The 21,024-nt window shown below is 66.3% G+C and carries 25 protein-coding genes; 9 read left to right on the top strand and 16 right to left on the bottom strand.

What is annotated here, in order from left to right:
• The 3 genes from ABZW16_RS36250 to ABZW16_RS36240 form a co-directional block, all read right to left on the bottom strand.
• Nucleotides 1-663 (bottom strand): FoF1 ATP synthase subunit a (locus ABZW16_RS36250; protein WP_354960647.1); only part of this gene is annotated, 663 nt, incomplete at its 3' end.
• A 113-nt stretch (nucleotides 664-776) separates the two neighbouring features.
• The gene (locus tag ABZW16_RS36245) at nucleotides 777-1,178 is read right to left on the bottom strand and encodes a hypothetical protein (protein ID WP_354960646.1); all 402 of its coding nucleotides are present in this window, start codon (nucleotides 1,176-1,178) and stop codon (nucleotides 777-779) included.
• Between the two features lie 266 nt (nucleotides 1,179-1,444).
• The gene (locus tag ABZW16_RS36240) at nucleotides 1,445-2,923 is read right to left on the bottom strand and encodes an FAD-dependent monooxygenase (protein ID WP_354960645.1); all 1,479 of its coding nucleotides are present in this window, start codon (nucleotides 2,921-2,923) and stop codon (nucleotides 1,445-1,447) included.
• Between the two features lie 86 nt (nucleotides 2,924-3,009).
• On the opposite strand from ABZW16_RS36240, the gene ABZW16_RS36235 reads away from it, so the two are divergent.
• The gene (locus ABZW16_RS36235; protein WP_354960644.1) at nucleotides 3,010-3,669 is read left to right on the top strand and encodes a TetR/AcrR family transcriptional regulator C-terminal domain-containing protein; all 660 of its coding nucleotides are present in this window, start codon (nucleotides 3,010-3,012) and stop codon (nucleotides 3,667-3,669) included.
• Between the two features lie 9 nt (nucleotides 3,670-3,678).
• Here ABZW16_RS36235 and ABZW16_RS36230 read toward each other — a convergent pair whose 3' ends face one another.
• From ABZW16_RS36230 to ABZW16_RS36210, 5 genes are all read right to left on the bottom strand, one after another.
• Entirely contained in the window at nucleotides 3,679-4,131 is a 453-nt protein-coding gene (locus ABZW16_RS36230; protein ID WP_354960643.1) for a hypothetical protein, read from the bottom strand.
• A gap of 12 nt (nucleotides 4,132-4,143) precedes the next feature.
• Complete coding sequence (locus ABZW16_RS36225; protein WP_354960642.1) at nucleotides 4,144-4,863, bottom strand: metallophosphoesterase; 720 nt, start codon at nucleotides 4,861-4,863, stop codon at nucleotides 4,144-4,146.
• Between the two features lie 21 nt (nucleotides 4,864-4,884).
• Nucleotides 4,885-5,136, bottom strand: a complete 252-nt coding sequence (locus ABZW16_RS36220; RefSeq protein WP_354960641.1) for a BON domain-containing protein — start codon at nucleotides 5,134-5,136, stop codon at nucleotides 4,885-4,887.
• The gene (locus tag ABZW16_RS36215) at nucleotides 5,137-5,700 is read right to left on the bottom strand and encodes a nucleotidyltransferase family protein (protein ID WP_354960640.1); all 564 of its coding nucleotides are present in this window, start codon (nucleotides 5,698-5,700) and stop codon (nucleotides 5,137-5,139) included. It lies immediately after the preceding gene.
• 85 nt (nucleotides 5,701-5,785) lie between these two features.
• Nucleotides 5,786-6,586: an SAM-dependent methyltransferase gene (locus tag ABZW16_RS36210; protein WP_354960639.1), complete on the bottom strand. Its 801-nt coding sequence runs from the start codon at nucleotides 6,584-6,586 to the stop codon at nucleotides 5,786-5,788.
• Nucleotides 6,587-6,778: 192 nt separating this feature from the next.
• Here ABZW16_RS36210 and ABZW16_RS36205 point away from each other — a divergent pair, with 192 nt between their 5' ends.
• Both ABZW16_RS36205 and ABZW16_RS36200 read left to right on the top strand, forming a co-directional pair.
• Nucleotides 6,779-7,723, top strand: a complete 945-nt coding sequence (locus ABZW16_RS36205; RefSeq protein WP_354960638.1) for an RNA polymerase sigma-70 factor — start codon at nucleotides 6,779-6,781, stop codon at nucleotides 7,721-7,723.
• Nucleotides 7,724-7,803: 80 nt separating this feature from the next.
• On the top strand, nucleotides 7,804-8,994 hold the full coding sequence (locus tag ABZW16_RS36200) for an FAD-dependent oxidoreductase (protein ID WP_354960637.1): 1,191 nt from the start codon (nucleotides 7,804-7,806) through the stop codon (nucleotides 8,992-8,994).
• Between the two features lie 307 nt (nucleotides 8,995-9,301).
• Here the strand turns inward: ABZW16_RS36200 and ABZW16_RS36195 are convergent, their stop codons facing one another.
• Nucleotides 9,302-10,558, bottom strand: a complete 1,257-nt coding sequence (locus tag ABZW16_RS36195; RefSeq protein ID WP_354960636.1) for a serine hydrolase — start codon at nucleotides 10,556-10,558, stop codon at nucleotides 9,302-9,304.
• A 177-nt stretch (nucleotides 10,559-10,735) separates the two neighbouring features.
• Here ABZW16_RS36195 and ABZW16_RS36190 point away from each other — a divergent pair, with 177 nt between their 5' ends.
• From ABZW16_RS36190 to ABZW16_RS36175, 4 genes are all read left to right on the top strand, one after another.
• Complete coding sequence (locus ABZW16_RS36190) at nucleotides 10,736-11,431, top strand: transposase (protein WP_354960635.1); 696 nt, start codon at nucleotides 10,736-10,738, stop codon at nucleotides 11,429-11,431.
• 63 nt (nucleotides 11,432-11,494) lie between these two features.
• The gene (locus ABZW16_RS36185) at nucleotides 11,495-11,770 is read left to right on the top strand and encodes a DUF2277 domain-containing protein (RefSeq protein ID WP_354960634.1); all 276 of its coding nucleotides are present in this window, start codon (nucleotides 11,495-11,497) and stop codon (nucleotides 11,768-11,770) included.
• Nucleotides 11,771-11,862: 92 nt separating this feature from the next.
• Nucleotides 11,863-12,468, top strand: a complete 606-nt coding sequence (locus ABZW16_RS36180) for an ATP-dependent Clp protease proteolytic subunit (RefSeq protein WP_354960633.1) — start codon at nucleotides 11,863-11,865, stop codon at nucleotides 12,466-12,468.
• Nucleotides 12,465-13,049, top strand: a complete 585-nt coding sequence (locus ABZW16_RS36175) for an ATP-dependent Clp protease proteolytic subunit (protein WP_354960632.1) — start codon at nucleotides 12,465-12,467, stop codon at nucleotides 13,047-13,049. The genes ABZW16_RS36180 and ABZW16_RS36175 overlap by 4 nt, the downstream gene beginning before the upstream one ends.
• A 142-nt stretch (nucleotides 13,050-13,191) precedes the next feature.
• Here the strand turns inward: ABZW16_RS36175 and ABZW16_RS36170 are convergent, their stop codons facing one another.
• The 3 genes from ABZW16_RS36170 to ABZW16_RS36160 form a co-directional block, all read right to left on the bottom strand.
• On the bottom strand, nucleotides 13,192-13,746 hold the full coding sequence (locus tag ABZW16_RS36170) for a phosphatase PAP2 family protein (protein WP_354960631.1): 555 nt from the start codon (nucleotides 13,744-13,746) through the stop codon (nucleotides 13,192-13,194).
• 25 nt (nucleotides 13,747-13,771) lie between these two features.
• Entirely contained in the window at nucleotides 13,772-14,140 is a 369-nt protein-coding gene (locus tag ABZW16_RS36165; protein ID WP_354960629.1) for a helix-turn-helix transcriptional regulator, read from the bottom strand.
• A 112-nt stretch (nucleotides 14,141-14,252) separates the two neighbouring features.
• The gene (locus ABZW16_RS36160) at nucleotides 14,253-14,492 is read right to left on the bottom strand and encodes a hypothetical protein (protein WP_354960627.1); all 240 of its coding nucleotides are present in this window, start codon (nucleotides 14,490-14,492) and stop codon (nucleotides 14,253-14,255) included.
• 263 nt (nucleotides 14,493-14,755) lie between these two features.
• On the opposite strand from ABZW16_RS36160, the gene ABZW16_RS36155 reads away from it, so the two are divergent.
• Both ABZW16_RS36155 and ABZW16_RS36150 read left to right on the top strand, forming a co-directional pair.
• Nucleotides 14,756-15,610 carry a 3-hydroxyacyl-CoA dehydrogenase gene (locus tag ABZW16_RS36155; protein ID WP_354960626.1) on the top strand — a complete coding sequence of 285 codons (855 nt, stop codon included), beginning with the start codon at nucleotides 14,756-14,758 and terminating at the stop codon, nucleotides 15,608-15,610.
• 160 nt (nucleotides 15,611-15,770) lie between these two features.
• Nucleotides 15,771-16,298 carry a hypothetical protein gene (locus tag ABZW16_RS36150; protein WP_354960625.1) on the top strand — a complete coding sequence of 176 codons (528 nt, stop codon included), beginning with the start codon at nucleotides 15,771-15,773 and terminating at the stop codon, nucleotides 16,296-16,298.
• Here ABZW16_RS36150 and ABZW16_RS36145 read toward each other — a convergent pair.
• The 4 genes from ABZW16_RS36145 to ABZW16_RS36130 all read right to left on the bottom strand — a co-directional run.
• Nucleotides 16,295-17,620 carry a DUF5933 domain-containing protein gene (locus ABZW16_RS36145; protein ID WP_354960624.1) on the bottom strand — a complete coding sequence of 442 codons (1,326 nt, stop codon included), beginning with the start codon at nucleotides 17,618-17,620 and terminating at the stop codon, nucleotides 16,295-16,297. The two genes, ABZW16_RS36150 and ABZW16_RS36145, sit on opposite strands and share 4 nt — an antisense overlap.
• A gap of 213 nt (nucleotides 17,621-17,833) precedes the next feature.
• The gene (locus ABZW16_RS36140; protein WP_354960623.1) at nucleotides 17,834-18,706 is read right to left on the bottom strand and encodes a universal stress protein; all 873 of its coding nucleotides are present in this window, start codon (nucleotides 18,704-18,706) and stop codon (nucleotides 17,834-17,836) included.
• A 32-nt stretch (nucleotides 18,707-18,738) separates the two neighbouring features.
• Nucleotides 18,739-19,656, bottom strand: coding sequence for a universal stress protein (locus tag ABZW16_RS36135; protein WP_354960622.1), 918 nt, complete (start codon nucleotides 19,654-19,656; stop codon nucleotides 18,739-18,741).
• 162 nt (nucleotides 19,657-19,818) lie between these two features.
• Nucleotides 19,819-21,024, bottom strand: a 1,206-nt coding sequence (locus ABZW16_RS36130; RefSeq protein ID WP_354960621.1) for a GAF domain-containing sensor histidine kinase, incomplete at its 5' end; no start/stop codon positions are given.

Here is a 21,024-nt window from a genome sequence, read left to right as displayed (position 1 = left end):
AGCATTGTCAATGTCACTTAATTTACTATAATGTGTCACGAGTTGTTCTGGTTGAATGATTTTAGATTTGAGAGCAAACAGGTCGAAGAGTTTCCAGATGGCATTCGGACCCCAGCTGATCCAGAACGGGAACAATGCGATCACCGAGACCATAACGCCACCCGCGAACATGTTGCCGAACAATCGCAGCGACAGCGAGAGCGGTTTGGCGACTTCCTCGATGACATTGATGAAGACCATCGGACCCCAGCCGGTGTGGCCCTTCAGCAACTGCTTGGCATGCCCGCCGATACCGCGGCGGTACACGCCCGCGCCCTGATACATGATGAATACGAACAGGGCGAGCGCGTAGACGAAATTGACATCCGATGCGGGCGGTGCGATCAATTCGCCGTGTCCGTACTGCACCGGCAGCACCGACAGCCAGTTGGACAGCAGGATGTAGATGAACAGGGTCACGGCCAATGGCAGTGCGAACGGCGCGACCTTCATGCCGATGGCGCTCTCCACCTGGTTGCGCATCCCGACCGTCACGGTCTCGAAGAACAACTGCACGCCGTTGGGCACGCCCGAGGTCAGCTTGGCCCGCAGGTAGAACGCCAAGCCGAGCACGATCGCCGCGGCGAGCGTGGTCGAGATGATTGTGTCGACATTGAAGTCCATGCCCCACAGATGTGCGACCGCGTGTTCGCCGACCTTGATCTTCGGCTCTTCGGCGGGCTGCTCCTGTGCGAGCACCGGAACGGCCGACCGGGCGATGAAGGCGAGTTGATCCGTCATGATTGCTGGCGAAGCTCCTTCACTTCAGGCAAGACGGTGACCAACACCAGAATCACTTGAAAGGCGGCCAAGCCGAAGAAGATTCCGATGCCATGGGGTCTTGCCAGGAAACCCACTACGAGCGAACCGCCGGTTATTCCGGCGAGTCGAACCGCCGAGGAGAGATACAACCCCTGTTTCCTCGGTTTTTCGGCGTCGGCGACCCGGTTGACGGTCAACCGGGTGAGTTGCGCATTCAACCAACCGAGTCCGAGTCCGAGACAGATGAACAGTCCGAGCAGCAACCCATCGAGCGGCCCGGCTGCCGCCAGAGTCAGTACGCCGACGCCTATTGCGAAGACAGTCGCACGGCGCATTCGGAGTGCATTCACATCCACTTCGATACCGTCCTCGGTCATCATCCCACCTCGTAGTGGGGTTGTGATTGATCGATAGCATACACATCAACAACGCCTTTGCGAGGCAACGTTTTTGATCTTTCTCCGGAGGATTTTCGGACCGTGTCCGTTCGGCGACAGTGTCACCCCGGAGCCATCAAGATCAACTAATTACCTCCTTCACGACAAGATCAACAAGACCGTCCGTTCGGTACTTCTGTCATCCGCTAATTCGCAGCATATTTGGCCGAATGGGCGCGAGGGCGGATACGGGCAGCATGGGTGTGTCAGGCCGGTGCACCGACCCAGACGGTGAGGGCCTCGGGCAATCCCGCGGCGGCGGGTTCCTCGCTCGCCCATGCGACGTAGCCGTCGGGTCGCAGCAGGACCGCGGCCGGGGTCGGGATTTCGCCGACACCGGGGACGGCCCAGTGCGCGCCGCGGCTGTCGGCGCGGACGATGTCGATTCGGTCGTGCCATTGCGGTACCGCCGGAACGTCGTTTCCGTCGAGTACGAGCAGCACCGGGCGGCCCCCGCGCAGCAGTTCGTGCACTCGGGTCGCGCCCGCCGCGGTCGTGAGATCGGCATCGGGGATGCGGCGGCCGGTGAGCGGGTGCTCACCCTTGATGTCATAGCGTATATCGAGTGCCGTGATCATGAGGCCGAGGCGATGGCGCACCTGCTCCATATCGATCAGATCGCTCATGATGTCGCGCAGCGCGTCGGTATGCGGGCCGGGACGGCCGAGCGCGGTTTGGGCGCGGGTGTTGTGCAGGACCCGGGCCGCGATGGGATGGCGCTCGGTCTCATAGGTGTCGAGCAGTTCGTCGGATGCGTTGCCGCGCAAGGTGGCGGCGAGCTTCCAGCCGAGGTTCACCGCGTCCTGGATGCCGAGGTTCTGCCCCTGGCCGCCCGCCGGGTAGTGGATGTGCGCGGCATCCCCGGCCACGAAGACGCGCCCGACGCGGTAGCGGTCGGCCTGGCGGGCGGCGTCGCCGTAGTGCGAGACCCAGCGCGGGCTGTGCATGCCGAAATCGGTGCCCGCGACCTCGACGAAGCTGGTGCGGAAGTCCTCGAAGCTCAGTTCGGTGCCGCGCTCGAGGACGCGGTCGTGACGCTGCACGACGAGTCGGTACCAGCCGGGCTCGAATTGAACCGCGGAGAAGTCGCCGACACCGCTGCGATGTCCGAAGAAGGGCTGTGCAGGCGGATCGGTCAGTTCGACATCGGCGAGCATGCCGGTCACGGTCGCATCGGTGCCGACGTAGTCGATGCCAGCGAGTTTGCGCACCGCGCTGCGGCCGCCATCGCAGCCGACCAGGTAGGCGGCGCGGATCCGGCGCGGATTCGGGCCGCCGATTTCCACCTCGACGCCCGTTGCGTCCTGGCGGAAGTCGGTGACCGGCGAGGCCCACTGCACGGTCGCGCCGAGTTCGGTTGCGTGCCGGTCGAGTTCGCGCTCGATCACCGACTGCAGCACGGCGAGCATGAAGGGGTAGCGGGTGTTGAAATCGCTGAAGTCCAGGGGTAGGCCGGCGAAGTGTCCGGCCTGCATGATGCGGCCGATCGGGAGCAGATCGTCGAGCAGGCCGCGCTGATCGAGGATCTCCATGGTGCGGGCGTGGATGCCGCCCGCCCTGGATTCGCCGGTCCGCGCCGGGAGTCCGTCGACCAGCGCCACATCCACTCCGGCCAGGCGCAGTTCGTAGGCCAGCATCAGGCCGGTCGGTCCGGCGCCGGCGATCACTACCTCGGCGGTTTCCATGTCGATCTCCTTAACAGCGTTAAACGATTTAACGTTGTTAAGGAGACCAGAACATTGTTAAGCTGTCAAGGGATTCGACAGCGGAGGTGACAGTGAAGATCGATGCCAAGGTGATCGCCGAGGCCGCACTCGGGCTGCTCGATGAGGTCGGTCTCGATGGGCTGACCATGCGCAAGGTGGCCGCCGCACTGGATGTGCAGGCGCCCGCGCTGTACTGGCATGTCAAGAACAAGCGCGAACTGCTCGACGCGATGGCGCAGCGGGTCTTCATATCCGCGGTCGACGGCGTCGAGGCGCCGCGACAGGGGGAGGACTGGCAGGACTGGGTGGTGGCGCTGGCCGGACGGATGCGCCGGTCGATGCTGCGCTATCGGGACGGGGCGAAGGTGCTGGCCGGTACCTACGTCAGTGATGAAGCCATGTGGCGCACTGTGGAATTGACACTGCGCACACTCGAGGATGCGGGATTCTCGGTGGTCGACGCCGAGCGGGTCTTCCCGATCCTGCTGCACTATACGGTCGGGTTCGTTATAGAGGAGCAGGTCCAGTCCGGTGCGGAATACGCCAACGGCAATCCCTACGATCTCGCCCGGCTGGCGCACGCCGTCGATACCGACCGCTACCCCCGAACCGCCCGCATGGTCGCCGACGTCTTCGGGGCCGATTCCGATGCCGAATTCGACCACGGGCTACGCGTCATCCTGGCCGGAATCCTCGCCACCCGAACCGTTTCCGAAACTTCCTGACCTCGGTGGTCAGCGACTGAATCCCAGCAGACCGTCGGCCAGAGTCGAGATCTGCAAGGCGTCGAGAACCTGTAGCCGGACGTCCGGGCATTCGGTGACGGTGATGTGATCGACGACGGCGCGATCCCGGATGACGGTGTCGTTGAGGCCGCCGTTGCGGGCGGCCCAATCGTGCACGGTGCCATTGAAGCTGATCTTGCCGAGCTGTCTGCCCTGGGTGCGCCACTTGTCGACCTCGGGTCCGATCATCTCGCACAGCTGCCTTGCCGCCGTCGGCGTGATCTCGTCCGTATTCGGCACCTGCGCCGAGCTGCCCGGGGGCGAGAACGTAATGGTGATGTTCGGATGTGCGGTGGGGGTGCCGGGCAGCGGATTGATATCGCCGTCGCCGTCGCAGCCGACGAGCAGGACCGCGGCCAGTATCGCCGCGGCCACCGTGGCGGTGGATCCGAGTGCGGGCATCGGTACTCCTTATTATTTCGCTTCGGGCGTCAGCTCGTAGACGACGTAGGCGGTGCGCACCACCGGCAGTGCGACATTGCGCACGCGAATGCCGCCGGGGGTGGTGCCGCGTTCGATGCCCGCATGTGCATGCCCGTGGATCGCGAGGTCGGCGCCTCGGTCGTCGATGGTCTCGCCGAGTAGGTAGGAGCCGAGGAACGGGTAGATTTCGCGCGGTTCGCCGTGCAGGGTGTCGCTGATCGGGGAGTAGTGGGTCATGGCCACGGTGATGTCGGTGTGCAGGCCGGCCAGTGCCTCGCCCAGTGTCTCGGCGAGATCGACAGTGTGGGAGGCGAATTCACGCATGACCCGCTCACCGAAGACGCTCGCGCACTTACCGGCGAAACCACCGCCGAAGCCCTTCGTCCCGGCGATGCCGAGGGTTTGTCCGTCGACCGTGAATTCGGCTGCGGTTCCTTCCAATACGGTGATGCCGTGATCGGTGAGCGTCGCGGTGATCTCATCCTGTGCGTCGCTGTGGTGGTCGTGATTGCCGAGGACCGCGACCACCGGGATACCGAGATCGGCGAATTCCGCGGCGACGACCCGGCCTTCGGCAACGGTGCCGTGCCGGGTGAGATCACCCGCCAGCAGCAGCACATCGGCGCGGTCGGGCAATTGCGCCAGTGCGGGGCGGAATTCGCCGCGTGATTCGACGCCGAGATGTACGTCGCCGATTGCCGCGATCCGCATGCGCCACTCTCCTTTCCGGTCTCAGTCCGCCAGCGCCTCGGTGTCCCGTGGGGCGGCGGGCGGCGTGACGTGCACGTCGTTGTGGATGCGTGCCTGCGGAAGCTGTTCGCGCACCACGGTTTCCATCTGCTGCTTGCGTTCGATGCTGCTCACCTCGCCAACGAGAACGATCACATCGCCGCGGATCGTCACCTGGACGCCGAGTTCGGCGGTGCGCGGATCCTCGGCCAGCGCCCGGCGCAGGTGCGCGACCATATATTGCGGTCGATCCATCTACTGCCCCTCCTTCGGCTCGATCAGGCCGAGATCGTCCACCAGTCCGAGAAAGGCTCGGGCGTAGGGCGAACCAGCGGTTTCCTCGCGCACCCGGTCCCAATCCACCTGCTCGCGCAGATCGCGCGCGACGTGCAGCAGCGGGCTCAGATCCAGTCGGTGCGCATCGAAGACCAGTAATTTGTCGATCATCAGATCGGTCGCACTGATCACCGGCGCTACGGCCGGACCGACACGCATTACGGTGGCCCGATCGAGCAGTTCGTCGGTGACGTCGCGGTTGTTCGGCCGGTAGATCAGGTCGATGAGGACGCCGTCGTCATAGACCTTGGTCAGCCAGTCCTCGGGCGGATCCGCGACCCGCAGTCCGCCACGGGCCAATGCGCTGCGGGCGCGGGCGAGATCGGCGGGTTTGATGAGGATATCCACATCGTGTTCCGAGGCGGGCCCGCCGCGCGCGTACACCGCGCATCCGCCCGCGACCGCGAAGCGGATATCGGTATCCGCGAGCGTGTTCACGGCGCGGGTCAGCGCGTGCAGTAGCTCATCGATGGTCGGGACCATGTATGCGCCATACCCGCGGTTCGCCCTGCTAATCGCCGCCGCGAGGGCGCTGTCGGGGTGTGCGCGCTATCAGGGTTGCGCGCTATCAGGGTTTGCGCGCTATGGCGCCGACCATCAGGCGCTCGATAGTGGTCAACTTGTCACGCACGATGCGGGTCGGACGCCACCGGGGCAGGTAGACCAGGCCGGGCTCGACCAGCTCATAGCCGAGGAACAGGTCGAGGATCTCGTCCTCGGTGCGGAAGCGGCCGCGGCCGAGCAAATCCAGGAAGGATTTCTCGGCTCGCTCGGCCTCCGGGCCCGAGTCGCAGAAGTGTGTGATGAACAGGTGGCTGCCCGAGGGCACGGCGTTCATATATCCATCGACGACGCCCGCCGGATCTTCGTCATCGCGCAGATAGTGCAGCAAGCCGACGAGCATGACGGCCACCGGCCGGTCGAAGTCGATCATCCGCTGCACATCCGGGTGCTCGAGCACGTTATCGGGATTGCGGAGGTCGGCGGTGACGACGACGGTTTGGTCGTTCTCCTCCAGCAGCGCGCGTCCGTGCGCCAGCACGATCGGATCGTTGTCGGCGTAGACGACGTGTGCCCCGGGCTGCAGCGATTGGGCGATCTGGTGGGTGTTCTCCGCGGTCGGCAGGCCAGCGCCGAGGTCGAGGTACTGCTTCAGTCCGGCCTCGCGCGCGAGGTAGCGCACGCCGCGACCCAGGATCTCGCGATTCAGTTTCGCCAGATCATCGATATGCGGCGTGGTCGCACGCAGGTGCTCGCAGACTCTTTCGTCGACGGGGTAGTTGTCCTTCCCGCCGAGCAGCGCATCGTAGACGCGCGAAATGCTCGGCTTGGTCTGGTCGATCTCGACCGTCGACCGGGAAGCTGTCATATCCACCCCTCCGCGCGATACCGGATTGCCTTGCGTGCCTCGAAAAGCGTAGTCACACAAGCAGATGCCGTGCGGATAATTCCCGATTCGATACGAATTCGGTCGGCTCAGTGAACCGATAGTTTGCTGGCCGAAGCGTTCAGTGCGGAGGGCGGGTGGACGCGGCCTGCGCGCATGGCCGACCATGGGGCGATGTCGCTCAGTACGCACGAAGCCGATCTGTTCGAGGGGTTCAGGGGCCGCTTGGAGGCGATCGCCTATCGGCTGCTGGGGTCGGCCAGTGATGCCGAGGACGCGGTGCAGGATGTGTTTCTGCGGTGGCATGCGGCCGACCGGGAACTGATCGAGACGCCGGAGGCGTGGCTGACGAAGGTACTCACCAATATCTGCCTCAATCAGCTCGGCTCCGCCCGGGCGAGGCGGGAAACCTATGTGGGGCAATGGCTTCCGGAACCGGTCCTGGCCGGGGACCGGATGCTCGGTCCGGCCGATACCGTCGAACAGCGTGAGTCGGTTTCCATGGCAATGCTCACCCTCATGGAGCGGCTCTCGCCCAATGAGCGCGTGGTGTATGTGCTGCGCGAGGCGTTCGGGTACGCGCACCGCGAGATCGCGGAGATCCTCGACGTCACCGAGTCGAACTGCCAGCAGATCTACCGGCGTGCCAAGCAGCATGTCACCACCGGACGCGCCCGCACCGAGGTCGATGCGGTCGCCGCGCGGGAGCTCGTCGAGAAATTTCTCGCCGCGGGCCTCAGCGGTGACACCGAGCCACTGATCCGGCTGCTGACCGTTGACGCGGTCAGCATTGCCGACGGCGGTGGCCGGATTCCGGCCCGCAAGGCCCCGGTCATCGGTGCAGTCGGTATCGCGCGGTACCTGCGTGGTGTGTTCCGGCCGACCGATGCCAAGCGCGCCTATGTCGCTGGCCGTCCCGTCTTCTATGCCGTCGTCGTCAACGGCGGTCCCGCGGTGCTGGTCGAGGTCGACGGGCGGGTCTTCGGCATCTTCTGCATCGACCCGACCCCGGACGGCGTCGCGGCGATCCATCTCCAGGTCAATCCCGACAAGCTGGAACGCATTACGCGCCAGTGGGCGGCCACCGGACCGCATCGCCCGCTCGCGGCCGAGTGGTGACCCACATCATAATCCTTTCCTGTCAGGGATCGAGCGGCTGTCCGGTTCAGGAGGTGAGTGCAACCAGACAGGAGCAAGCCATGAAGCACCGCATTGTCGTCCTCGGAGCCGGGTACGCCGGAGCCATCGCCGCCGGTCGCCTCGCCAAGCGGCTGCACCGCGACGACGTCGAGATCACCGTGGTCAATGCCGATCCGGACTTCGTCGAACGGGTGCGCATGCACCAGCTCGCGACCGGGCAGGAGCTGCCACGCCGCCCGCTGCGCGAGGTCTTCGCGGGCACCGGCGTACAGGTCCGGACGGCATGGGTCGGTGCGATCGATGTGGACCGCAAGACCGTCGATCTCACCGGTGAGCACGGCGCCGAGACCCTTGGCTACGACACCCTCGTGTACGCCCTCGGGAGCACCGTCGCCGACTACGGCGTTCCCGGTGCCGCCGAATACGCCTACAACGTCGCCGGGAAGCAGGCCGCGCTGCGGCTGCGGGCGCGCCTGAACGAGCTGGCTTCGGGTGCGACCGTGCTGGTCGTTGGCGGCGGCTTGACCGGTATCGAAGCGGCCGCCGAAATCGCCGATGCCCGCCCGGACCTCCAGGTCACGATCGCCGCCCGCGGCGGGGTCGGCGACTGGCTCAGCGATAAGGCCCAGCGCCACCTGCGCGGCGCCTTCGACCGGCTGGGCATCACGGTCCGCGAACATGCCGACATCACGCGCGTCGAAGCAAACAGCGTGGTCACCGGTTCGGGTGGGCAGATCCCGGCCCAGATGACCGTGTGGACAGCAGGTTTCACCGCGCATCCGATCGCGGCCGCCACCACCCTGGAGGTGTCCGATACCGGGCGGATCGTTGTCGACGGCACCATGCGCTCGGTCTCGCATCCGGATGTGTACGCCATCGGCGACGCCGCGAACGCCATCGGGGTGGGCGGTAGGCCACTGCGGATGGGCTGCGCCACCGCAACCCCGATGGCGTGGCAGGCTGCCGACGCCCTCGCCGCCCGCTTGACCGGTCGCAAGGTTCCCGAGGCCCCGATCGGCTATGCGTCCCAGTGCATCAGCCTCGGCCGCCGCGACGGCATCTTCCAGCGCGTGACCGCCGCCGACGAGCCCACGGACACCGTCGTTACGGGCCGGATCGGCGCCCGCATCAAGGAATTGGTCTGCGCGGGCGCGGCTTGGAGCGTCACCCAGCCGACCATGCTGATGCCGAGCCGCCGCCGCCACCTCGCCGTGCCCGCCGAAGTGGAGACCCACGTCGTCACCGCGTGACGCGGCCATCGCATTCGGACGCAGCGGCGAAATGGGGGCCGAAGCCACGCGGACGGGTGGCCCAGAACTCCCCGAGTGCGATGCGTCCGGCATGCGGCTCGGAGTCTGGTGGGCCGTGTGGTGTGCGTCTGACGTGGGACTGGGAGTCTGGTGGGCCGTGTGGTGTGCGTCTGACGTGGGACTGGGAGTCTGGTGGGCCGTGTGGTGTGCGTCTGACGTGCGACTGGGAGTCTCGAGGCCCGCGTGGTGTGCGGTCCACGGCGTGCCTGGAGGTGGAATGGGGGCAACGGTTCCTGCCCGTGGCCGGTCAGGTGGCGTCGAACCAATGGTCGGCGGGGGCGAGGCGGTCGAATGTATCGGAGATTTGGGCGACCAGGGCCCAGGGGCGTTGGGTGTCGGTGGTGGCCTTGCCGTTGGTGAGGATGGCGCCGGACAGGCCGCGTGCCGGGTCGGCCCAGCCGTATTGGGTGGTCAGGCCGCTGCGGCCGAAATGGGACTGGGTGTTTCGGCCGAATTTGGATCGGCGGGCACCCAGTTCGTAACCCGCGCGGCTTACCCGTCCGGCCAGGCCGGGTAGCCGCGGCGCGGGTTGGATCGCCGCGCGGAGGGTTTCCGGCTTCATGATCCGGATTCCGTCGAGTTCGCCACCGCGGGTGAGGATTTCGTAGAAGCGGGACAGTTCGCCGGCCGTGGTCACGAGGTTGCCCGAGGGCAGTTCGGCGGTCAGGAAGGCCCGGTTCGCGGATTTGGCGGTTGCGCCGTCCACTCGGCCGCCGAGTGCCTTGCGCGCCAAGAAGGTCGACATTCGCGACGGCGCGGGGCCGGTCTTCACGCTGGGCACGACCTTGTCGACATCCTCGGGGCGGACACCGAAGTTGGTCCAGCGGAAGCCGAACGGCTCGAGTACCTGCTCGGCCAGGTGCTCGCGCATCCGCTTGCCGGTGGCCCGCTGCACCAGCAGGCGTTGGATCAGACCGCTGGTCAATGCGTGGTAGACCCGGAACCGGCCCGGTCGCCAACTCGGCACCAGATCGGCGAGCCCCCGCACGGCCAACTCCTCGTCGAGCACCAGCTCGACCCCCTTGTACGGCGGCGTGACAAAGGGCACCCCGGCCGAATGCGACAGCACATCGCCGATCGTGATCGCCTCCTTGCCATGGGCCGCGAACTCCGGAATGTACTTGCACACAGGATCATTCAGCTCGAAGGCGCCCTGCTCGATGAGCATGAACATCAGCGCAGCGGACACCCCTTTGGCGGTGGAGAAGCCGCAGAACGGTGTCTCCGGCGTAGCGAGCACCTTCTGCGCATCAGGGCTGTCTCTCGGCGCATTACCCCAGCCGTGTCCGATGGTCCGGTTCAACAGGATCTTGCCGTTGCGCCGCACACATGTCTGGATCGCGGGCGTCGTGCCCAACCGGTACCACGCCTGCACCGACGCCCAGAGCGACTCGACCTCGCCGCTGGACGATCCGGCATCCGCCGGATCGTCCTCGTGCCCAACCGTCGTCACCGCGTCCAGATCATCGGCGACGGTCACCAACGTGGCAGGAAGTACCTTCACGCGGCCAGCATATCGACGGTGATCGTTCGGCTGGTCACGTTGCGCGACTACATCGATTCCCGATCCTCGGAGACCTCGACGCCGATTCGGAAGCAACCGTGCAATCGGCGCGCAAACACCGGCCGGAGTGGTTTCGCGGCCGAAGCACGGGTACCCGACAGGCAGGAGGTGTTCGACATGCCCAAGGAATGGAGCAATAAGCAGGAACGCCAGTACGAACACATCAGGGATTCGGCGCGGGAACGCGGCGCGACCCAGCAGCGCGCCGAGGAAATCGCCGCCCGCACGGTCAACAAGAATCGTGCGCAAGCCGGGCAGACCAGGACCGCGAGCCGCACCTCGATCCAGGACAAATCGCCCCAGCAGCGCGGCGGGCAGCGCTCGGGCCGCCGCGGTCCGAAGGGCCCGACCCGCGACCAGCTCTACAACGAGGCCAGGCAGCGAAATATCAAGGGCCGTTCGAAGATGACCCATCTGGCCCGTGCCATCAGCGATGCTGGGTGGGGTGAGTTTGCCCGCATGATGGGCGACAAACAGGACTGGCGCGGCGGAGAGGTGCTGCTGGCCGATCGATGGTTCCCGTCCAGTCGCACATGTTCTCGTTGCGGGAATATGAATCACGCGCTGACACTGGCGGATCGGGTGTTCGCCTGCGACTGTGGACACACCCTCGATCGTGATCTCAATGCCGCAATCAACCTCGCCGCCTGGGGCGAGAAAAACTGTGAAACCCAGGTCCGGGAGCCCGAAGCGCGAGCCCCGGTCATCAACGTCTGCCGACGGGAAGGCGCTGGCCCACACGCGGGTGTGAGTGAAACCGGCCCGAATGAAGCGGAAACCGACATCCACGCCACCTCGGTGGTCGTGGGTTAGGACACCCGAGAAGGGTGGTGTCATCCAATAAATCGATTGGGAGATGCGCTGTAGCCTCGGGTTATGTGCCGAAATATCACCGCGCTGCGCGGGCTGGAGCCCGCGGCGACGTCGGAAGAAGTGCATGCGGCTGCTCTGCAGTTCGTTCGCAAGGTAGGCGGGCTGTCCAGCATTTCCGCCGCTACCCGTCCGGCGGTCGATGCCGCGGTTGCCGATATCGCGGCCGCCACGATGCGGCTGCTCGAGCAATTGCCGGAGCGTAAAGCCCCGCCGAAGACCGTGCCGCCGCTGCGCCGCCCCGAAGTGCAGGCTCGCATCCACGCTCACACGCATGACTGAGTCCGGGCTGCCTGAGTTCGGGCTGCTCTGAGCAGATCTGCTGAGGGCAGCGCGGCGAGATTTTCGCGGTGCGCGCGGGGCACGGTGGAGTCATGGCTCACGATGACAAGACACCGTTGTTCAGTTGGCGCGCCAGGGAGCAGTTGCTCAGCAGGCGAATATTGGTGCTGGACGGCCCCCTCGGCGACGATAACGGGACCCTGCTGATGACTCAGCTGCTCACGTTGGCGGCCGAGGACGCCGAGGCGGGGATCTCATTGTGGATCCACTCCCCGGGTGGTTCGGTTCCCACAATGCTCGCCATTCGCGATGTGATGCGCCTGATACCGTGCGAGGTATCCACATTGGCGCTCGGATTGGCTTGCAGCGCAGGGCAATTCCTGTTGTCCGCGGGTACGCCGGGGCGGCGCTTCGCGCTGCCGCACGCGCGGGTGCTGATGCATCAGGGGTCGGCCGGAATCGGCGGCAGCGCCGTCGATGTCGAGGTGCAGGCCGATGATCTGCGCTACACCGTGGAGACCGTGCTCGGCATCATCTCCGGCGATACCGGACAGCCCTATGACCGGATCTACGAGGATTCGCTGCACGACCGCTGGTTCAGCGCGACGCAGGCCAAGGAGTACGGCTTCATCGACCACATTGTCGACTCGTTCGGGCAGATCGTGCCCCAGCGCCAGCGGATCGGAATCTCGGCATGACCTACACCATTCCCAATGTGATCGCCCAGCATCCGCGCGGCGGCGAGCGCATCACCGATATCTACTCGCACCTGCTGGCCGAGCGGATCGTCTACCTGGGCACCCCGATCGACGCCGGGGTGGCCAATGCGCTCATCGCGCAACTGCTGCACCTGGAGTCGGAGAGTTCGGAACAGGACATCAACCTCTACATCAACTGCGAGGGCGGTGATCTGTCCGCGATGCTCGCGATCTACGACACCATGCAGTTCATCAAGGCTCCGGTGCTCACCACCTGCGTCGGCCAGGCCATCGCGGTCGGCGCGGTCCTGCTCGCCGGTGGCGCCCCCGGTCGCCGATCCCTGCTGCCGCACGGGCGCGTGGTGCTGCATCAGCCAGCCGCCCGCGGCCAGGGCGCGATTCCGGATCTGATCCTGCAGGCCGATGAGTTGGTGCGGATGCGCGGCGAGATCGAGTCGATCCTGGCTCGGCATACCGGGCAGTCGGTGGAGCGGCTGCGTCACGATACCGACCGCGATCGCGTATTCACCGCCCAAGCGGCGGTCGACTACGGTCTCGTCGACAACGTGCTCGGTTCCTAACGCCGCGCCAGTCAGCTCCCGCCGTATTCGCCCCCCTGGGGCCAGGGTGCGGTCGAAGGTAGTCGAATGGTGGTCGCCCAGGCCGTATTCGACCGCCGGATGACTACGCCCGGCAAGCAGCCGGAGTGGGTGGCGGAGCGATCTATTGGCATGGGATTTGGCTGGTGCTCGGCCGTACGCGGCGGGCTGCCCAGGTGACGGCGGCGCCGACGGGCGTGCCGAGCAGCCAGCCGACAAGGACATCGGTCGGCCAGTGCGCGCCGAGATACACCATGCATCCGCCGATGAAGACTACCGCCGCGGCCAGTGCCGCACCCGCCGTGCGGCGGGTACGGGCCGATTCCCAGTTCACCGCCAGGAAGACGGCCATCGCCAGTGCCGAGGTGGCGGCGGCATGGGTCGATGGCATTGCCCAGCCCTGGATCTCGGGCCACACCGTCAGATCTCCGCTCGGGCGCGGCCGCCCGATCACCTGCTTCAGGTTGTGCGCGATCAGGTCGGCGAGCAGCAGACTCGCCGCTGCGGCAGCGCCGACCCGCCAACTCCTGGTCACGACCACGGCCGCCACCCCGGCGAGCGCGAGCAGCCCGAGCACCTCGATACCGACCCCGGCATCGCCGATCGCCCGCACCGCCCGTGTTACCGCATCCTGTCGCGTCTCGGCGACGACGCGCATGATGCCCTCGTCGAATCCCACTATCTGCGAGTCACACAGGGGCAGGCTATGCCGCAAGCACCATGAGAGTGGGCGTTGCGCTGGCACGCGGTGCGGACTGCCGGGGGAAGGCGGGCCGACGGAGTGCGCGCAAGTCGTCGGCCACGTGTTCGGTCAGACCGAAGAGGGTGGTGCCGAGTGCACCCGCCAAGGCCGCGATCATCTCGCTCGACGGTTCCTTGCGCCCTCGCTCCACCTCGGAAAGGTATTGCGGCGAAATGCCCGCTCGCCCAGCGGTTTCGACGAGCGTCTCGCGCTGCTCGCGCCGCAGCGTGCGCAACCGTTCGCCGAGCACCTCACGCCACAGTGGCTCGGCCTGCCTCGGCTGGTCGGCGCGTCCGCCCGGGATCGAGTGCAGTCTCGGATGCTCGGTCATATCCAGAGCGTACGACCGCGACCACCGATCCGGTCGATCATTACGCTCTGGGCGTACAAACCGCGAAGGCCCCATGTCCAACGGACACAGGGCCTTTCGCGTCGAGTCGAGATCAGGGCAGCGGAATCCACTGGCCGAACAGCCAGAATCCGTGTCCGGCTGGCTGCTGATCCGGCTGCTGATGTTCCTGATGCTGATCCGGCCGCTGCTGATCATGCCCCTGCTGCTGCTCGGCGGCCGGACGCTGATCGGCCCCCGGATCGGCACTCGCCGCACCGGTGCCGACACCGAGCAGGCCGACGAGCACACCGCCCGCGATCGCACCCTTCGCCAGCTTCGACTTGATCTTCATCCACGTTCCTCCTGTTGTCGAGCCTCGATCCGAGACCGTCGACCCGTTCGAACCGGACCGACACGACAATGCTCGGGGCTCGGCATTTGCGCCCCTTAGGCCGTGGCTGTGAGTTAGCTGTATGAACCATAGCTAGGAGTACGCTCATCCATCGGCGGCATGCCCGATCAGCTCACCCGGATCGTCGCCGGATTCTTCGCGGCCTTCGGTGACCCTGATGATGTCACGGGGCGAACTTCGCCTCGCGGAGGAAGGAGAAGGCAATGACCATCCGGAAGGTGACCGTCCTCGGGACCGGGGTGCTCGGTTCGCAGATCGCGTTCCAGACCGCATTCCACGGATTCGACGTCACCGCCTACGACATCAGCGACGATGCGCTGGCCGGTGCCCGCGACCGCATTGCGAACCTGGCGGCGACCTATCGCGACGAGGTGTCCGGCGCGGATGGCGGCAAGGCCGAAGCGACCGCGGCGGGCATCGCGCTGACCACCGATCTCGCCACGGCGGTGCGCGATGCCGATCTGGTGATCGAAGCTGTGCCGGAGGTCCTCACCATCAAGGACCAGACCTATCAGCAGCTCGGCGAGCTCGCGCCGGAGCGCACGATCTTCGCCACCAACTCCTCCACCCTGCTGCCCAGCGATATGAAGGACTTCACCGGTCGCCCGGACCGGTTCCTCGCCTTGCATTTCGCGAACCAGGTGTGGAAGTACAACACCGCCGAGGTGATGGGCACACCCGAGACCGATCCGAAGGTATACCGGGCGGTGGTCGAATTCGCTGCGGCAATCGGCATGGTGCCGATCGAATTGCACAGGGAAAAGGCGGGTTACGTCCTCAATACGCTGCTCGTGCCGCTGCTCAACGCCGCCATGTCCCTGAGCGCGGGCGGCTTCGCCGAACCGGACGCGGTCGACAAGACCTGGCGGATCGGCACCGGTGCACCCTACGGGCCATTCCAGATGCTCGATGTCATCGGCCTCACCACCCCCTACAACATCCTCGCCAATAGCGACGAGGACGGGCAGCGGCTCGCGGCCTGGCTCAAGACCAACTACATCGACAAGGGCAAGCTCGGCATCGCCACCGGCGAGGGCTTCTACAAATACACCCCGTAGTTCGCAGACCTGAAGTACCGAGCTGTTCCCGCCGCGCGAACCGGGGTGCGCGCGGTGAAATCGGGTTGATTCGGCCGCCGCTGGCGCCCAATGGGTTTCGGGTCAGCGGCGATCGCCGAAAGCGGAGTCCGATGCCGGGTGGCGAACTAGAATCGGTTCGGTGGGGCAGGACTCGTCGACAAAAGATAATGCGGCGCGGCCGAAGCTGGTGCGCGTTGCGGTAATCGGTGGCGCTGCGGTGGTGACCGTGCTGGTTGTGATCGTGGCGTTCGTGATCGGCTCCGACGACAGCGGCTCCGGCGGTGGCGTCGCCACTCCGGTCGCGCGCCCGGACGATACAACTCCGGTGGCCGCGGTGTGGGCGGTGCCGAAAGTGTTTCTGGGCGAATGGAAGGGCGTCGCCAGCGACGGTCGCGCCGCACACGACATCGTGCTGACCATCAAGTCCGGTAAGAATGCCGAGGAGGTCGCCACCTCATCGGATACCGATGAGAGTTCCGGTAACCGCTGCGATCGGATCGGACGCATGGTCAGCGGCACCGAGACCGAGCTCGTCTTCGCTGGGCGCCTGACCGGCGGTATCGACTGCGAACTGGGCATATCAACGGTCGAGCTGCGGCCGGATGGCACCGTCACCTACCGCGCGGGTCAGGGCGGTGCCATTATCGGCACACTGCGCAAGAGCTAACGGCTCGAGACCTTTTCGCGGATATCCGCTTCCGCGAACCAGGTTCGGTAGAAGGTGTACGCCAGTGCGGCGAAAACACCGAGGAGTGCGACGCCGAACGGGAACGGGTAGTTCGCCATCGGCAGCGCGAGATAGCGTACGCACAGGAGTACGCCCGCGAATGTCGCGATACCGAAGGCCACCACCCGCGCCCGCCCGCGGTCCCAACCCCGGTCGGGATCGCGCAGAACCGATTCCACGGTCAGGCACAGTGTCGCGCCCGCCACCAGATCGACGCCGTAGTGCGCGCCGAGGCCGAGCGTCGCGATCAAGGTGCAGACCAGCCAGAACCCACCGCCCCAGCGCAACCAGCGCGGTCCGCGCCGGGAATGAATGAACAGCGATAGCGCCCACGCGGTATGCAGTGACGGCATGCAATTTCGCGGGGTGATCCCGTCGAACGGCATCGATTCGACCGAGGACGGCAGTGCCGGAACGATATTCGGCCACACATCGGCGAGTTCGAAACCATGTCCCTCCGGCCCGAATGCGAGCACCGGTCCCACCACCGGGAAGACCACGTAGAACAGCGGACCGACCACCCCGAGGGTGAGGAATGTGCGCACCAGGTAGTGCCGCGGCCAGATACCGGTCGTCACATTGCGCAGCTGCCAGGCGGCGACCACGATCGCCGCGACCGGCAACTCGAAGTACACCCACCGCACCACACCGAGCGGCACCGGCCCCGCCGCATCCAGTACCTGCCCGACCAGCCACGACGGATTCCCGAGCGCGTGATCGGCCAGTTCCGCATAGGGATCGAGCACCATCGGGCAGGCCCACGCGGTGATGTCCAACCAGATCTCGCCGACCTTCGTCGCCAGGATCAGCAGCGCACCGAGCGCGATGGTCCGCAGCGCCGTTTCGCGCCGCGCCCCGGTCCAGCGCACCGCGGCGAACACGGCCAGCGCGGTCAACACAATGGTCGGACCATTGCCGACGGTGAACGACCGCCCCTCGATCGCTCGAATGATCACAAAGATCACGTCGATGCCGACCGCGGCCGCCAAGGCGCGCACCCGAACCGGCGCCGAAACCCCGATCAGCGCCAGCAGAAATCCCGCCCACGGCGTGGTCGCGGACTTGGGCCGCCCGACGTAATCCCAGGAAAGGCTGGTAAGCGGTCCCAACGCGTCGATGTGCACGGCCATGAGCTGACCAGCGACGAGCACCAGAACCGCGCCCGCGATGCTGCCCCAGATCACCCAGGATCGAAACCGACGCGCAACGCCCACTCTCTCGCCAGGTGGGCTGGAACTGTCTTGCGCGTCGTAGATAAGCATTCCGACATCGTAAACACGACGTGAACACCACTGTGCGCGACGATTAACGGAGCCTGTGAGTTCCGGTGGGGGCGCGGTCGTTCGCACCCGCGCCCCTACGCGGAGCCGAGTTCACTCATGGCTATGGCGTTCGGCCACCACGGTGCCATCGCACCCGTCAGCCAACGGATGCTTGCATGCCGGTCACGATCGGATGGCCGAACCGCGTCGGAGTCAGGGACGGGCGATGATGACGGGGCAGTCGGTGCCGTGCAGGACGGCTTGGCTGACCGAGCCGAGTGTCATGCCCGCGAAGCCGCCGCGACCGTGGCTGCCGACGACGATCAGTTGGGCGTCTTGGGATTCGGCGAGTAGGCGTCGGGCGGGCCGGTCCTCGGCGACCACCCGCTGCACTTCGAGGTCGGGGTACTGCTCCGCGTAACCGACCAGGTTCTCGGACAGCAGTTGCTCGGCCTCTTTCTGCATATCGGCGCGGGAGATGTAGCGGTTGAATTCGGACCAGGTGAGCACGGCGCGCACGGTGGTTTCGCGATGCGCGGCCTCGTCGAAGGCGATCTCGACGGCGCGGACGCTGACGGGTGAACCGTCGACACCGACCAGTACGGGACCGAGAAGCCGATCCGGTAGGTAGTTCTCGGGTTCGGGGATGACCGCGACCGGGCAGTGCGCGTGCCGGGCCACGGCGGTACTCACCGAGCCGAGGAGGCCGCGGCGGAAGGCGCCCAGACCGCGGGTTCCGACGACCAGCAGGCGGGCGTCCTTCGAGCGGTCGAGCAGCACCGGGATCGGCGGCGCTTCGACCACGAAGGTGCTGATGTCGAGCTCGCCGACGGGCGCGGCCGCGGCGGTGGCGAATTCGCTTGCGGCGGCAACGGCCGAGGCACCGGCGGCTCGGTAGGCGTCGTAATCGATCTGGTTGAAGGCGATTCCGGGACCGAAGTCCATTGGGGCGCCGATGCCGTACACGATGTGCAGGGGTGCGCGGTGGCGGACGGCGTCGACGGCAGCCCAGCGCACGGCCTCGGCCGCGACCTCGGAGCCATCGATACCGACGAGCACAGGTGGATTGATGGTGTTGGCGGACATATGATTTCGCCCTTCTGCGGGACCGGTAGTGCCTACTGTGGGTGAACGACCATGACCGGGCAATACGCGGTCTGTACGAGCGCATTGCTGGTGGAGCCGAGCAGCAGCCCGCCGAAACCGCCGCGTCCTCGGCTGCCGAGCACGAGCAGCTGTGCCGACTGCGACCACTCCAGCAGTGCCTGCCGCGCCCCCGACAGGTAGACCTTGCGGATGACCTGCACATCCGGATACTTCTCATGCCAGCCCGCGAGCTGTTCGGCGAGCAGCGTCTGTCCGGCGGTCTCGACGTCGCGGTCGGGGATGGTGTAGGGGAGTCCGGCGAAGCGGTCGTAGTACGGATCGCTCCAGGCATGCACCGCGACGAGCTGGGTATTGCGCTCGCTGGCCTCTTCGAACGCGGCCGCAACAGCGGCCGTGCTGACCGGTCCGCCATCGGCGCCGACCACGACCGGGCCGCTGTGCCGGATCTGCCGTCCGGTGTCGCTATCACGGATCACCACGATCGTGCCGCGGCCGTGGCTGGCGACCGCGAGCAGGGTCGACCCGAGATGACTCAGGGTGCCGCCCGCGCCCGCCGCGCCGATCGCGACCAGATGCGCGGTTTCCGATCGCTCGATCAACAGGTGCGCCGGATTGTCCTCGGAGACTTCGGTTTCCACGATCAGGGTCGGATCTACCTTTTGGGCGAGTTGGCGTGCCCTGTCGACCAGCTCCGCGCCTGCGCGGCGGATCGCATTGATCACCGGGGGCATGACGACGTCATACATCCCATAGACGGACCCGGCCGCCGCGAGGTCGAGGCCGTACACGATGCGCAGTCGGCGGCCCCGCTGCGACGCGGTCTCGGCGGCCCATCGAACGGCGAGGTCGGCGGCTTCGGAGCCGTCGACACCGACCACTACTTCGGCCGATGCCAGCCGGTGCGGATCAGTGTGGTGCTGGATGGTCATGGGCGCGTCCCTTCGGATCCCGGATAAGCGGCTATCCGAAGATTAGGAATCCGAGGCGGTCCGGCACGCCTGGCGTTGGTCATGAACCGCAAGGCCCAAAGGCCGCTCCTGGGGTATCCGCGTGGCCCTATGTGATCGTCGTTCGGGCCGGATCGCGCATAACTACCCGGGCAACGGTGCCGACCACCGCAGCACCGTGCCCCCTCTCTCGCCTTTGGTCACGCTGAAGCTGCCGCCCGCCTGCTCGGCGCGCGCCGCCAGATTCGCCAGCCCGCTCATCCGCTGCAGGTCATCGGGTACGCCGATACCGTCGTCGGTCACCTCGATGGTGACATCGTCGCGCACCCGGAGCTGGACCGAGAGCGTTGTCGCATGCGCGTGCCGCACCACATTGCTCACCGCCTCGCGCAGCACCGCCTCGACATCGTCCGACATCGGCGACTCCAGCACCGATACCGGCCCCGCGAGACGGATCGTGGTGCGTAGCCCGCTTTCGCCGACCATATCCGCGATGACGCCGTGCAGGCGCTTGCGCAGCGTCGGTGCGTCCGCGGTGGTGCTGCTGTGCAGATCGAAGATCGAGTGGCGGATGTCCTGCACGATCGTCTGGATGTCCTGAATGGTGTCGGCGAGCCGGGATCTGACCTCGGGGGCGCGCGCCCGCTGCGCGGTGCCCTGCAGCGAAAGGCCGACCGCGAACAGTCGCTGGATGACGTGGTCGTGCAGGTCACGGGCGATCCGGTCGCGGTCGGAGAGCACATCGAGTTCGCGCATCCGCCGCTGCGTGTTCGCCTGCTGCAAGGCCAGTGCGGCCTGGTCGGAAAAGGCGGCCATCATCGACTGTCCGGCCGCGTCGAGCTGGTGTGTGCCGCTCGGCCGCACGGTGGCGAGCACACCGATGACTGCGTCCTCGGCGCGTAGCGGCAGGATCAGTGCCGGGCCGTATCGTTCCGGCACATCGAAGATCGGGCTGAACTTCAATTCGTCGACCGCGACCACCCGTCCGTTGCGGAACACCTCCGCGGAATGCGATTCGCCCATCGGAATTCGGTGTCCGAGCAGTTCATCGGCGCCGATTCCCGCGGCGGCGACCACCACCAGCTCGGTGACATCTTCGGCGGGGATGTCGGCATCTTCGGGGAGCGCGAGGAATGTGCACGCCGACTGAGTGAGGGTCAGGGCCCGATCGGCGACCAGTTCGAGGGCGGCGCCGGGTTCGCCGCCCGCGAGCAGTTCGGTGGCCACATCGCGGTTGGCCTCCAGCCATTGCTGCCGGATTCGGGACTGTTCGTAGAGGCGGGCGTTGGCGATGGCGATACCCGCGGCGGCCGCCAGCGCCTGCACCACGACCTCATCGTCCTCGGTGAA

Source organism: Nocardia sp. NPDC004604 (assembly GCF_040609795.1).
Lineage (GTDB): Bacteria > Actinomycetota > Actinomycetes > Mycobacteriales > Mycobacteriaceae > Nocardia.
This window is presented reverse-complemented; position numbering and strand designations above follow the sequence as displayed.